Below are 12905 nucleotides of genomic sequence, written 5' to 3' on the forward strand. Positions count from 1 at the left end.
GAGTACGGCAAGAACAGGACCACCGACCATGGCATTGCCCTCCTCCCGCACCGCGCGCCTGCGCCCACTTTCCGCTTGCATGCCCCCGCGCCCGAGCGCCGTGAGCCAAGGCGTGCGCACCCTCTGCCTGGCCTTCGCGCTCGCCGCTTCGGGCGCCGCGACCGCACAGGCGAATCCGCCGACAGCCACCACGGCGGCCTACGACATCCCCGCCGGCGCGCTGGGCCCCGCGCTGTCGCGCTTCGCCGCGCAGGCCGGCGTCACGCTGTCCTTCGAACCCGCGCTGACAGAAGGCCGCCGCACCGGCGGATTGCGCGGCACCCATGCGGTCGGCGAAGGCTTCTCCAGGCTGCTCGCGGGCACGGGCCTTGAAGCGGTCGCACGCGCAGGCGGCGGCTACACGCTGCGCCAGCCGGTGCCCAACGCGACCACCTCCGCCGCGCCGGCGGACGCGCAGAGCAACCTGCTCAGTGAAGTGCGCGTCACGGCGCAGGCCGAGCGCAGCGCGATCACCGAGGGCTCTAGGTCGTATGCGAGCCGCATCGTCACCGTCGGCAAGGGCGAGCAGACGCTCAAGGAGATTCCCCAGTCCGTCACGGTGGTCACGCGCCAGAAGATGGACGACCAGAACCTCTACACCATCGACGACGTGCTGGCCCAGACCACCGGCATCACGATGTACGACAGCCCGATGGGCGGGCGCTATGTCTACTCCCGCGGCTTCCGCGTCGACACCTACCAGTTCGATGGCGTGAACCGCGCCTTCTACTACCCCCAGGCCAACAGCTTCACGAGCAATGCCGCCACGCTGGACCGCGTGGAGGTGGTGCGCGGCGCCACAGGCCTCCTGCAAGGGGCCGGTTCGCCCAGCGCCACCATCAACATGGTGCGCAAGCGCCCGACGGTCGACAAGCAATTGCAGTTCTCGGCCAGCGCGGGTTCATGGAACAACTACCGCACCGAGGTCGACGCGAGCGGCCCGCTGAACGAAGCCGGCACGCTGCGCGGCCGCGTCGTCGCCAGCGGCAATGACCGTGACTATTTCTACGACACCGCGAAGAGCCGCACCGGCGTGCTGTACGGCGTGCTCGCAGCCGACCTCGGGCCGCAGACCGTGCTCACCGTCGGTGCCAGCCACGAAACGCTGCGTGCCACCCCGTTCTTCCAGGGCTTGCCGAGCTACAGCAACGGCGCCGACCTGCACCTGCGCCGGTCGACCTACCTGGCGGCCGACTGGAACCGCTGGAAAAGCGCGCAGACCTCGGCGTTCGCCGAACTCGCGCACCGCTTCGATGCGGACTGGTCGCTCAAGGTCACCGCGGGCTACATGCGCGAGGCGCAGGACATCAAGTACGCCTTCCCGCTGGGTGCGGTGAATCCGGTGACCCTGGCCGGCAACGTCATGTACGGCGGCTTGTTCGACTTCAAGACCGACAACAAGACCCTCGACCTCGCCGTCGACGGCAAGTTCAACGCCTTCGGCAGAAAGCACTCGGTGAGCTTCGGTGCCAACACCGGGCGCATGTTCAACCACAGCGACTTCTCGCTGATGCAGTTGCCGGGCGTTGCCAACAACGTGTTCCATCCGGTCTCGGCAATCGCCGAGCCGAGCGACGCGACCTTCGTCGCCAGGCGCTACCGCGGTGGCGACACCGAAACAAGCATCACGCAATCGGGCGCCTACGGCGTGGCGCGCCTGAGCCTCACAGACCCGTTGACGCTGGTCGCCGGCGCACGTGTCACGCGCTACCGGGCCAGCGACCGCGACCGCACCACCGGCGCCCCGGCGACCGAGCCGTACCGCGAGAACGGCGTGCTGACGCCCTACGGCGGACTGATCTATGCGCTCAACCCGCAATGGTCGGCGTACGTGAGCTATGCCGACATCTTCCAGCCGCAGAACGCGATGACCGCCGCCGGCGACATGCTGCCGCCCGTCAAGGGCCGCAACTTCGAAGCGGGCCTGAAGGGCGAGCTGCTCGACGGCAAGGTCAACGCCTCGGTCGCGCTGTTCCGCCTCGACCAGAACAACCGGGCGCAGGAAGACCTGGTCAACGTCTGCACGCGAAGCACCTACTGCTACATGTCCACCGGCAAGGTGCGCAGCGAAGGACTCGACGCAGAGATCAGCGGCGAGGTGGCGCGCGGCTGGCAGGTGTTCGCGGGCTACACGTTCAACCACTTCAAGTACATGAACGACACGGCCAATGCCGGCATCGATTTCGCCAGCACGTACTCGCCCAAGCACATGCTGCGCGTGTGGACCGAGTACCGCCTGCCCGGCGAGCTGAACGCCTGGACGCTGGGCGGCGGCGTGAGCTTCCAGACCGCGAGCTCACGCACCACGGGTTCCATCAAGCTCGAGCAGGCCTCGTACGCCGTCTGGAGCGCGCGCGTCTCCTACCAGATCAACCGCAACTGGTCGGCCGCGCTGAACGTGAACAACCTGTTCGACAAGACCTACTACCAGACCGTCGGCGCGCCGGCCTGGGGCAATGTCTACGGCGAGCCGCGCAGCGCCATGGTGACCTTGCGCGGTACCTTCTAGACGGGATGGCTGCCTGCCCAGGCAGGCGCCCCCCATCTCAGGTGTCTAGGGGAAAAGAACGGCGCCTCCACGATTGAGGTCCGCCAGCAATGCGCCCTGAACATAGACCGCATAGTCCGCGAAGAACATCGCGGCGCCCCCGCTCGCTCCGGTAGGAACACTCAAGCCGGAGTAGAAAAATCCCTGGCTCGCCTGGTCATTGAGTCGCGCGAGTCCTTCGGTCGTATTGATATCGACCGGGCCCCCAGGCATTTCATCCGAGAAGCGATAGGCCACTGCCGCGGGCTTGCTGCTGTCGAGCTCGTAGGTATTGAAAACGCCTCGGACGGGCTGTCCACTGCGGTTCGCAAAATACTCGAAGTAGCCCTTGTAGCGGAATCCACTTTGACCGCGGCTGCTGAGTTGCGGTTTGGGATCGGAGACGACGGGTTCGAATGCGTAACTGTAGGTCGCCCCTGCGGCTGCAGAGCTTTTGACGACGATCGCATTCACACTCGGGCTCAGACCCAGCTCCGTATTCAGGAAGCGATAGCCTTCCTGCCCCAGCGCGTTCAGCTGGGCAATGAAGTCTTCCGGCAACATCAGATCGAAGCTGAATTTTCGATAGGTGTAGATGACGGGCTGGCTTTCGTTCTTGACCAGGATGAAGCTGGCCTTGCGGATCGCGTTGAGGGAATCGTCCAGGGTGTGCGTCTCCCCCACCAGCTGGTGCAGCACATAGCCTTTGGCGCCCTCGTCTTCCAACCGCTGCAGCAGCGCGTTGCTGGCCCCGTCCCAGCCATCGCGACCGGAGAAGGTGAGCGTGAATTCCTTGTAGCTGTATTTGTCGTTGGCGGCTTGCGGATTGACATACAGCGAATTGTTTCCCACGGGGCGCATGCGGACACTGCCCTTGGCGCCTTGGTCATTCAGTTGCTGCAAGACGGCCGGCACCGATGCGATGTAGGAATCCTTGTCGCCGTTCCAAGCAGACGGGAGCGTCTCGTATTGCGTGGGGGCAGGTGTTCCGGGTTCCTGCGTTCCAGGGCCTTGGGTTCCGGGCCCCTGCGTCCCGGGCCCTTGCGTTCCAGGGCCTTGTGTTCCAGGCCCTTGTGTTCCAGGCCCTTGTGTTCCGGGGTCATCCGTTCCAGGCCCGATAAGCCCCACGGGGAAGCCACCGCCACCTCCACCCCCGCTGCCACCCCCACATGCCGCAAGCATCAAGGTGACTGCCGTTGCAGCAGCCACTGCATATTTTCTGAATTTCATTCCCTTGCCTTTCAATTTTGTCGAAGCCAATGCTGCCGATATGGCAACGTTGTCCATGGCGATCGGGCCTCCCAACGTGGCCCGTCAGATCGCCGTCGACGTTTGTATGGCCGGCGGGAGAAATTTCCCCATGACGAAAGTCACAACGACCTGGAAGCAATGGGAAATTGATATTTGGCTATGAGGCAGTTATGACTAACTCTAACCATGAGATCGGAAGACAGACGGCGTCTTCTCTTTCCAATATAGAGAGGATACGCATGACGATGCGGGTTTTGCCTCCTCTATCTATTCTTATCACCTGATTTTGAAAAAGATCGCCTTGGCAAGCCGTCTTTTAAACCGGCATCGTCTCAGTAGGCGACCATCGCTCTGGCAATGGCGCGGCAGACAATCAGGTAACCGGGGACGGGTCTCTGAAGTACCGGGTCGCCGGAGAAAAAAACCGCGTCTGCCCCGTGACGGATGTCAGTTCCGCCATCGCCTGCAGGAGCGCAGCGGCGCTCACAGGCTTGAACAACATCGGCACCCCCGATGACTGTGCACGCCGCAGTTGCTGCGGGGCCGTCTCGCCCGTGATCAGGAGCAGGGGAATGTCGAGCTGAAAGCGCTCGAGCAGGCGCAGGCCGACCTCGAGTCCATCTCCCCCATCGGCCAGCCGGTAGTCGCACAAGAGCATCGAGAACGGACGGCTTTTCGCATCCGGGTGCGTCAATGCTTCGACCGCATGCGATTCGTCCGTCACAGCCACCACATCGACGGCGTGCGCACGCAGCAGCGCCGCCATGGCCAGGCGAATCTCCGCTTCGTCGTCGATCAGCAGCACGGGCCCGGGCAGGTTCGGTGCAGCAAGGCTGCGATGCGCGGGAATCTCCAGTTCATCGAGCAGCAGTTCAGCGGGCGCGGTGATCGTTGCATCGGCTTGCGGCAGGACCACGCGGAAATGCGTGCCGCGCCCCGGCCGCGAGTGCACCTCGATCGGGTGAGACATCAGGTGCGACAGGCGCTTGACGATCGACAGACCAATTCCGAGTCCACGCGCCCGGTCGCGGCCCGGGTTGTCGATCTGATAGAACTCTTCGAAGATGCGGCTCAACTGTTCGGGGGCAATGCCGACGCCGGTGTCGCGAACCTCCAGCCACACCTTGTCTCCTCGCCGCCGCGCGACCACGCTCACACCGCCCTCATGGGTGTACTTCAAGGCGTTGTCGACCAGATTGGAAAGCAGGCGGAACAGCAGCTGGATGTCGCTGCGCACCCACATGCCACTGGCACGGATGCGCAATTGCAGACCCTTCTGCTCAGCGTAAGGGGTGAAGGTCTGATTGAGAACAAGAAGCAGCGCATCGAGTTCAAGTGCCTGCGGTTCAGACACGACCACACCTGCATCCAGATGCGACACGTCGAGCATGGTGTCCAGCGACGCACCGAGCGCGTCGACGGCGCGCATCAGGCGCTTGGCATTCGTTCTTTCCGGATGGTCGTGCAGTGCGGTTTCCATGGCTGCGCCGAACAGTGCAATGGCATGCATCGGCTGGCGCAGGTCGTGGCTGGCCGCGGCAAGAAAGCGGGTCTTTTCCGCACTGGCGCGCTCCACGGCAGCGATGCGTTCGCGCAACTGTGCGGCGAGCATCTCGTTCTCGAACTGCAACATCAAAGAGGCTGTCAGCCGCTTGTTCTGCTTCACCCCTTCGTGCAGTGTCAGTACCAGATTGGCAAAACTGAAAAGCGCCAGAAACCAGTGCAGCGTGCCACCGTGCCAGATCAACGCAAGGATCAGCCCGCCCATCACGGGGATGCCGCAGCCGAACATGGCCCCCTTGATCGGCCAACGGGCCTGAATGGCCCGGGTCCAACTGACCATGATCACGACGATCACGACGGTCGTCATCGCCGGGCTCTGGATGAGCACGAGGAACAAGGCGCAGGGCAGCGCCGTGGTCACGCTGACCAGCGTGACGATCCACGTGTAGCGGCGTGCCCAATAGCGGCTTTCGGACAAGGGGACAGCCGGCGTCCACCGCGGAGAAAGCAAGGCATACAGGTTCATCGACACGACGGCGGCGACCATGCCGATCACCAGCAGGTGGTGGGTCGAATCGATGTTCAAGTAGCCGAAGATGCCAATGGCAATGGCGAAGCCGATGTGCGCACAGGTGGCCGTCGTGTGTGCGGCATACACCGAGGCTACATGTTCGCGGAGCACCCGAAGGTCCAGATCGGCGGCCGCCGGGGCCTGATGCATCGATCGGGCAGCGTCATTCATGAATTGGGCCCTTCCTTCTTGTTTCTTCGATGATCGCGTGCACCTCCTGTGGTGAATCAACGCAGGCTGCTGATCAGCTCCGCTCGCGATTGCACACCGAACAGCAAGAGGATCGTCGAAACATAGTTCTTCACCGTGCCTTCGCGCAACTCGGCCAACAGTGCGATCTCCTTGTTGGACTTGCCTTCGAGAATCATCTGCAGCACACGCGCCTGACTTCCCGTCAGCGAACTCAGGGCGCCACCGGCGGAACGGAGGGGCGCCCGCGCGACCCACCTGGACGCACCCGGAAGGCCATCGACCACGTCCCGCCCGAGCAGACCGCAGGCACGGATGAAGCTCACCACCTCCTTGAGGTTGGCCGACTTCGGCAAGAACGCGCTGGCACCCTGGGCCAACGCACTTTGCGCAATGGCGTTCTGGGCCAGCGCGGTGGCGCCGGCGCCCGACAACGCAACCACGCGAGCCTGCGGATAACGCTGGAGAAAAACGGACACGCCGCTCAGACCTCGTGTGTCAGGAAGCGCCAGATCGAGCAACACCAACCCGATGCTCGCCTGAGAGCGCTCATACACAGCCAGTGCCTGCGCCATGCTGCTGGCTTCGAAGACCTCGACTGCAGGCCCGTGGGGCGAGGCCTGCGCCTGGAGCAAGGCACGCACGCCCAGGCGCACCAGGTCATGGTCGTCCACGATCAGGACGGCTGATGCTCGGGTCGACACAGGAAGGCTCATGGCGCGCATGTTAGGGTCATGCGCCGCCGGCTGATAGTGACGAAAGTCAACTCGTCAGCAGACCTTTACTCCTTTTTCAGCCCGATCTGCAGCGCAGTCTGCCCAAACCGCGCAAGGTCTGACCGGGCCCTCGCCGCTGCCTCAGCAGGTGAGCTGCCCATCGGCATCCACCCCGCCTCAATCAACCTCTTCCGCGTCTCGGGCTGCGCCATGCCCTGCACGATCACTGCGTTGAGCCTGTCGATGATGGCCTGCGGCGTGCCCTTCGGCGCCGCCAGCCCGAACCACCCCGAAGTCACGAAACCCGGCAGCCCTGCCTCCTGCGCCGTGGGCACACCAGGCAGCGATTCGCTGCGCTCGCGCGTCGTGACGAACAGCGCGCGCACCTTGCCGGCCTGCACGTTCGCAACCTGCGCGGCGGCGTTGTCGATCATGGCGTCGATGTGGCCGCCGAGCAGGTCGGCGATGGCGCCGGTGCCGCCCTTGTAGGGAACGACGTTGGCCGTGATGCCGGCCTCCTTCATGAACATCATCTGCGTCAGGTGGGCCTGCGTGCCCACGCCCGCATTCGCGAACGAAACCTTGCCCGGGTTCGCCTTGGCGTGTGCGATGAATTCCTTGAGGGTGCGCGCGGGAAAGTCCGGCCTCGTCACGACCACGAAGGGAATGTCGACCAGGATCGTGATGGGTGCCAAATCTTCCACCGGCTTGTACTTCAGGTCGTAGAGGTAGGGATTGACGGCCATCGTTCCGCTGGCCATGAGCACCAGCGTGTGCCCGTCAGGGTTGGCGCGCACCACCTGCTGCAGCGCCATCGATCCACCGGCGCCCGGCTTCGCGTCGACGATGACCGGCTGGCCGAGCGCCTTGGCCATGAGGTCGGCGATCTGGCGCGTCATGGCGTCGGTGGCGCCGCCGGCCGCGTAGGGAAAGACGATGGTGATCGGCTTGCTGGGATAGCCCGACCCGGCCGCGCGCGCCGCGGTGGCGAGCGATGCCGCACACACAGACGCGGCGGCATTCAGCACGAAGGTTCGGCGAGGGATCGTCATTCGGGCATCTCAACGTATCGGAGCGAAAGAAGCAAGGGCGCCGCCTGTTCAGCGAAGCGCATCAGCGCGGGCACCATGTCGGGCTGGTACCAGTGCTCCTGGTGCAGCAGGTTCAGCGATCCGAGGGTGCGGCCACCGTGCCGGATCGGCACATTGACGGCAGACCGGCAGCCCAGCGCGTCGATCAGCGCATGGTCGGGAAACGCGCGGCGGCAGGCCTCTTGGTCGAGACAGATGCGCGCCCGACCGCCCTGCACCACCTCGCGAAAGAAATCGTTGTCGGGGTACAGCGGCTTGGTGCCACCGCACGGATAGGCCACCGCATCGCTCGTGTACAGGCGCCGCGACACCACAAGGCCGGGGTCGATCGCCAGCACGGTGAAGAGCCGGTGCCCCGGAGACCGTCGCAACGCGTGGTCCAGCGCCTCGAAGGAAAGCTGCGCCATGTCACTCACTGTGCAATGCCCAGCTTGTCGATGATGGGCCCCCACGCGGCCGACTCGCGCTGCGTGAACTTCAAGACATCGGCCGGCGTCGACTTGACGCCGATCAGCATCTGGCCGGCCAGGCGTTCCTTCATCTCGGGCGTGTCCAGCGCCTTGTTGATCTCGGCGTTGAGCCGCGCGACCGCGTCGCCGGGTGCGCCCGCGCGCGCCACCAGCGAGTACCAGCCGGGCACTTCCATGTTGATGCCCAGCTCCTTGAACGTGGGCACGTCGGGCAGTTGCGGCAGCCGCCGTTCGCCGGTCACGGCCAGCGGCACGAGCTTGCCGCTCTTGACCAGCGGCACGACGCCGACGGGGACGGTCGTCATGACCGGCGTGTCGCCCGCCATCACGCTGGTCAGCGCGTTGGGACCGCCAGCGCCGCTGATGGGCACGTGCTGCATCTGGATGCCGGTGCGCGACTTCAGCAGCTCGCTCGCAAGGTGCGTGGAGTTGCCGATGCCGGCCGATGCAAAGCTGAGTCGCTGCGGCTCGGCCTTGGCCATCTTGATGAGGTCCGGCAGCGTCTTCACGCCCAGGCTCGGCGACACGACCGTCACGAACGGGGTGTTGGCGATGACGGCGACGCCCGTGAAGTCGCGCGCCGGCTGGTGACCCAGCGACTTGTACAGGTGCGGGTTCCACGACATGTTCGAGACGCCGGCCAGGAACAGCGTGTAGCCGTCCGCAGGCTGCGAGAGCACATAAGCCGCGGCCAGCGTGCCGTTGGCGCCGGGCCGGTTCTCCACCACGACGCTCTGCCCGATGCTCTTGGCGAGCACGTCAGCCAGCGTGCGCGCCAGCGTGTCCGGCCCCGAGCCGGCCGGCTGCGGGACCACGACCTTGATCGGTTTGGAAGGAAAGCCCTGCGCGAAGGCGGGTGCGGCGAGCAGCGAGGCTGCAACAGCCAGCGCGGAAAGCATGGTGCGGCGGGTGGTCATGGGGAGGTCAAGGTCGGTGGTTGCGAAAGCGGGTGTGGGCGGTGGTCGATCTCAACCCACGGTGGCGTACTCAAGCGACTTGGGCGTGGCGGTGAGCACGCGCGGCGTCGCGCCCACCACGACCGTGTCGTCGATGCGAAAGCCGCCCACGCCGTAGACGTACAGGCCAGGCTCGGCCGAATAGACCTCGTTGTCGAGCAGCGGGCGCTGGCTGAAGGCCATGTCTTCCGGGTACTCGTGGTGCACGATGCCGATGGCGTGGCCCGTGCGATGGCGGATGCAGTCGGCAAAACCGGCGCGCTCGATCACGGCCTGCGCCGCGGCATCGATCGCGCACACGGGCCGGCCTGTCACGGCCGCGCCGATGGCCGCATCGGTGGCGTCGCGCGCAGCCGTCCACAGCGCCTTCTTCTGCTCGTCGGGGCGCCCGCAGAACCAGGTGCGCTCGTTCTCGATCGTCAGGCCGTTGAGCCGGGGAATGACGATGTTGACGAGCACGTCGCCTTCGCGGATGCGCGCGCCGCAAGAGGCACCGTCGCCGTGCGGCGAGGCCGACGCCGGGCCGCTGAGCGTCCAGCACCGCACGACCTCGAACTGCTCTCCGGGAAAGCGCTCGGCGGCCTCCTGCACGAACAGGCTGGCCATGGCGCAGTCCATTTCCTGCACCAGCCGGCCGGGCTTGATGGCTTCGCGATAGCGGTCCTGCAGCCAGTCCGTGAGCCCGGCCATGGCCTGCATGACGGCCAGTTCCTCGGCATGCTTCTGCCAGCGCAGGCTGCGCACCTCCGCGGTGGCGACGCGCACGTTGAGGTCGGGCAGCAGGCGCTGCACGGCCGCCATCACGCCGCTGCCGGCATCCAGCGCGATGCGCGAGCGGCGCAGGCCGGCGCGGCTCAGGCGCTCGGCAAGGATCTCGGGGAGCTGCGACACGAGCGGCAGGCGGTTGCTCACCATCGGATGCTCGGCATAGAACGTCACGTCGGTGATCCACACCTTGTGGGCTTCCATCGAAAAGCGCATGTGGTTCGTGGACAGTTCGTTCATCACCAGGAAGCCCTCGCCCTGGCGCGGCACCACCGCGAAGATCGGCCGCTCCCAGGGCTGCACGTCGGTGTGGAAGTTGGTGGCGAACTGAAAGAAATCCGCGGTCGTGAACACCAGTGCATCGACGGCGAGTTCGTCCATCAACCGGACCATCTGGTCGTGGCGGTACCGCCAGACGGCTTGCGTCAGCTTGGGCATGTGTCGTTTCCTTGAAGGGGCCGGAGGCATCCGGCGGGTTGTGTTCTGAACAGCTCGGGGGTACGGGCTACAGCGCGTCGAACTCGACCACGCCGGCCTTCATCACCAGGGGAATGCGCTCGCCCTGCCCCAGCAGGCAATCGAGGTTGCGCATCGGGTCGCCATCGACCAGCAACAGGTCGGCCAGCGCGCCGGGGATCAGGCGGCCGAGCCGGTCGCTCATGCCCAGCACCTCGGCGCCGATGAGCGTGGCGCTGGCGATGATCTCGGCCGGCGACAGCACCTGCGCGCGCAGGCGGAACTCGTCGCTCTGCAGCCGATGCGACTCGCCCAGCAGGTCGGTGCCGAAGCCCATCTTCACGCCGGCCGACTTGTAGATTTCGAGCGAGCGCAGCCCGGCGCCGCGCACGTCTTCCACCTTGGCCACGCTGGCCGGTGGCAGCCCCAGGGCCGCGCCTTCGTTGGCGAGCGCGTCGTAGGTCACCAGCGTGGGCACCACATAGGCACCGTGCTCGGCCATGAGCGCCGCAGTCGGCGCGTCGACCAGGTTGCCGTGCTCGATCGTGCGCACGCCGCAGCGCACCACGCGCTGGATCGCGGCCGGCGTGTAGGCATGGGCCAGCACGTAGGTGTTGCGGGCCGCTGCTTCTCCGACGATGGCGCGGATCTCGTCCTCGCTGTAGCCCAGCGCGTCGACCGGGTCGGTGGGCGACGCCACGCCGCCGCCGGCCATGATCTTGATCTGGTCCGCGCCCATCTGCAGTTCTTCGCGCGCGGCCTTGCGCACGGCGTCCACGCCGTCGGCCACGCGGGCGAGCATGCCCACGCGGGCGCAGTTGGGGCACACGCCGTTGGCGATCAGATAGTCGGAGCGCGCGCGGCCGTCGCCATGGCCGCCGGTCTGGCTCAGTGCACGGCCGGAGACGAACAGGCGCGGCCCCTGCGCCAGCCCCGACTGCACCGCCTGCTTGAACGCATCGCCCGCGCCGGCCGCGTCGCGCACGGTCGTGAAGCCGCGGCGCAGCATGCCGCGCAGGATCGGCAGGCTGCGCAACGTCACCAGCACATTGGGCATCTGCGCCTGGCGCTGCAGGTTCAGGTCGATGGCCACCACGTGCACATGCAGGTCGATCAGGCCGGGCATCACCGTCTTGCCGGCGGCGTCGATGACCCGCGCATCGCGCGCCACGATCGGCCGGTCGGACACCTCGCGGATGGTGTCGCCCTCGATCAGGATGTCGTGGCGGTCCTGCAGCTCGGGCTTCAGCGGATCGAGCAGGCGGGCATTCTTGACGAGGATCTGGGTCATGGGGTCTGTTTGCCGGGTTCCGGGGCATGGGCGGTGAGGAATGACGGGATCGTAGGATCGCGTCACAATTCCGAAAAATTTATATGCTGAATCCACTCCATTGACCGTGTGAATGGTTTCAGTCGCCTGCCCATGAACTACCGCAACGCCGATCTGAACCTGCTGAAGGTCTTCGAAGCCCTCATGAACGAAGGCAACGTGACGCGCGCCGCGTCCAAGCTGTCGCTCACGCAGCCCACGGTGAGCAATGCGCTGCGCCGGCTGCGCGAAACCTACGGCGACCCTCTGTTCGTGCGCAACGGCGCGGGCATCCGCCCGACGCGGCGCGCCACGGAGTTGTGGGCGCCGCTGGCGCGCTCGCTGCGCACCATCCGGGGCACGCTCGAAGGCGAGAGCTTCGATGCCTCGCAAAGCGACGCCCGCCTGACGGTCTCGATGACCGACTACGTGGCCTGCATCGTCGCCCCAAGGCTGCTCGAGCGGCTCGGCGAACTCGCGCCGGGTATGCGCTTGCACACGCACCCCGGCACGGTGGTGGACTTCGCCCAATCGCTGGACGACAACCGCGCCGACTTCGCCATCGGCGCCTACAACGACGACGTGCAGCGCCCCGGCTTCATGCGCTCACGCCGGCTGTGGTCGGTCGATTTCGCCTGCTTCATGCGCAACGACCATCCGCTGGCAAAGCTGGACAAGATTCCGCTGAAGAAATTTCTGGCCGCGCGCCACCTCGACGTGAGCCTGGCGGGCCGTGTCGGCGGCATCTACGACCGCGTGCTGCAAAGCCGTGGCCTGCAGCGCAACCTGGTCTCTACGGTGAGCCACTACTCCGCAGCCTACGAGGCCGTGCGCCGCTCCGACCTGATCGCCGTGCTGCCCTGGTCCGAAGGCCTGGAGACGGTGCGCATGACGGGCCTGAAGCGCGTGGCGCCACCGCTGGCGGCGCCGGCGCGCACCGTCGAACTGGTCTGGCACGAACGGCACGAGACCTCGGCGCTGCACCAGTGGTTCATCGCCTTGGTGGTCGAGATGTTGGCGCGGGAGCCGCTGCCTCGCGCGGCCAGCGCTCGACGTTAGGCA

General features: G+C 66.0%; 11 protein-coding genes. 3 read left to right on the forward strand and 8 right to left on the reverse strand.

The window, feature by feature from the left end; translation table 11 throughout:
- The first annotated feature begins 28 nt into the window (after positions 1-28).
- The gene (locus tag IG196_RS19005) at positions 29-2548 is read left to right on the forward strand and encodes a TonB-dependent siderophore receptor (RefSeq protein ID WP_225616727.1); all 2520 of its coding nucleotides are present in this window, start codon (positions 29-31) and stop codon (positions 2546-2548) included.
- Between the two features lie 45 nt (positions 2549-2593).
- Here the strand turns inward: IG196_RS19005 and IG196_RS19010 are convergent, their stop codons facing one another.
- Entirely contained in the window at positions 2594-3481 is an 888-nt protein-coding gene (locus IG196_RS19010; RefSeq protein ID WP_192192377.1) for a hypothetical protein, read from the reverse strand.
- Between the two features lie 271 nt (positions 3482-3752).
- Here IG196_RS19010 and IG196_RS19015 point away from each other — a divergent pair, with 271 nt between their 5' ends.
- Positions 3753-3980 (forward strand): hypothetical protein, encoded by a 228-nt coding sequence (locus IG196_RS19015; protein WP_192192380.1) that lies wholly within the window; start codon positions 3753-3755, stop codon positions 3978-3980.
- A gap of 210 nt (positions 3981-4190) precedes the next feature.
- Here IG196_RS19015 and IG196_RS19020 read toward each other — a convergent pair whose 3' ends face one another.
- The 7 genes from IG196_RS19020 to IG196_RS19050 form a co-directional block, all read right to left on the reverse strand.
- Positions 4191-6062: a hybrid sensor histidine kinase/response regulator gene (locus IG196_RS19020; protein WP_192192383.1), complete on the reverse strand. Its 1872-nt coding sequence runs from the start codon at positions 6060-6062 to the stop codon at positions 4191-4193.
- 56 nt (positions 6063-6118) lie between these two features.
- On the reverse strand, positions 6119-6796 hold the full coding sequence (locus IG196_RS19025) for a response regulator transcription factor (protein ID WP_225616728.1): 678 nt from the start codon (positions 6794-6796) through the stop codon (positions 6119-6121).
- A gap of 65 nt (positions 6797-6861) precedes the next feature.
- The gene (locus IG196_RS19030) at positions 6862-7848 is read right to left on the reverse strand and encodes a Bug family tripartite tricarboxylate transporter substrate binding protein (RefSeq protein WP_192192388.1); all 987 of its coding nucleotides are present in this window, start codon (positions 7846-7848) and stop codon (positions 6862-6864) included.
- Complete coding sequence (locus IG196_RS19035; RefSeq protein ID WP_192192391.1) at positions 7845-8294, reverse strand: GAF domain-containing protein; 450 nt, start codon at positions 8292-8294, stop codon at positions 7845-7847. Before IG196_RS19035 ends, IG196_RS19030 begins: the two co-directional genes overlap by 4 nt.
- Positions 8295-8299: 5 nt before the next feature.
- Positions 8300-9274 (reverse strand): Bug family tripartite tricarboxylate transporter substrate binding protein, encoded by a 975-nt coding sequence (locus tag IG196_RS19040; protein ID WP_192192393.1) that lies wholly within the window; start codon positions 9272-9274, stop codon positions 8300-8302.
- Positions 9275-9325: 51 nt separating this feature from the next.
- Positions 9326-10516: a M24 family metallopeptidase gene (locus tag IG196_RS19045; RefSeq protein ID WP_192192395.1), complete on the reverse strand. Its 1191-nt coding sequence runs from the start codon at positions 10514-10516 to the stop codon at positions 9326-9328.
- A gap of 67 nt (positions 10517-10583) precedes the next feature.
- Positions 10584-11825: a metal-dependent hydrolase family protein gene (locus IG196_RS19050; RefSeq protein ID WP_099790510.1), complete on the reverse strand. Its 1242-nt coding sequence runs from the start codon at positions 11823-11825 to the stop codon at positions 10584-10586.
- A gap of 132 nt (positions 11826-11957) precedes the next feature.
- On the opposite strand from IG196_RS19050, the gene IG196_RS19055 reads away from it, so the two are divergent.
- The gene (locus IG196_RS19055) at positions 11958-12902 is read left to right on the forward strand and encodes a LysR family transcriptional regulator (protein ID WP_192192397.1); all 945 of its coding nucleotides are present in this window, start codon (positions 11958-11960) and stop codon (positions 12900-12902) included.
- Positions 12903-12905 lie beyond the last annotated feature (3 nt).

Source organism: Variovorax sp. 38R, from assembly GCF_014843395.1.
Taxonomy (GTDB): Bacteria; Pseudomonadota; Gammaproteobacteria; order Burkholderiales; family Burkholderiaceae_C; genus Variovorax; species Variovorax paradoxus_H.

What these genes read in the sequence shown, in the direction of transcription:
- IG196_RS19040 (WP_192192393.1), bottom strand. Translation starts at nt 9,274, where the DNA reads ATGACCACCCGCCGCACCATGCTTTCCGCGCTGGCTGTTGCAGCCTCG.
- IG196_RS19030 (WP_192192388.1), bottom strand. Translation starts at nt 7,848, where the DNA reads ATGACGATCCCTCGCCGAACCTTCGTGCTGAATGCCGCCGCGTCTGTG.
- IG196_RS19055 (WP_192192397.1), top strand. Translation starts at nt 11,958, where the DNA reads ATGAACTACCGCAACGCCGATCTGAACCTGCTGAAGGTCTTCGAAGCC.
- IG196_RS19035 (WP_192192391.1), bottom strand. Translation starts at nt 8,294, where the DNA reads ATGGCGCAGCTTTCCTTCGAGGCGCTGGACCACGCGTTGCGACGGTCT.
- IG196_RS19050 (WP_099790510.1), bottom strand. Translation starts at nt 11,825, where the DNA reads ATGACCCAGATCCTCGTCAAGAATGCCCGCCTGCTCGATCCGCTGAAG.
- IG196_RS19045 (WP_192192395.1), bottom strand. Translation starts at nt 10,516, where the DNA reads ATGCCCAAGCTGACGCAAGCCGTCTGGCGGTACCGCCACGACCAGATG.
- IG196_RS19020 (WP_192192383.1), bottom strand. Translation starts at nt 6,062, where the DNA reads ATGAATGACGCTGCCCGATCGATGCATCAGGCCCCGGCGGCCGCCGAT.
- IG196_RS19005 (WP_225616727.1), top strand. Translation starts at nt 29, where the DNA reads ATGGCATTGCCCTCCTCCCGCACCGCGCGCCTGCGCCCACTTTCCGCT.
- IG196_RS19025 (WP_225616728.1), bottom strand. Translation starts at nt 6,796, where the DNA reads ATGAGCCTTCCTGTGTCGACCCGAGCATCAGCCGTCCTGATCGTGGAC.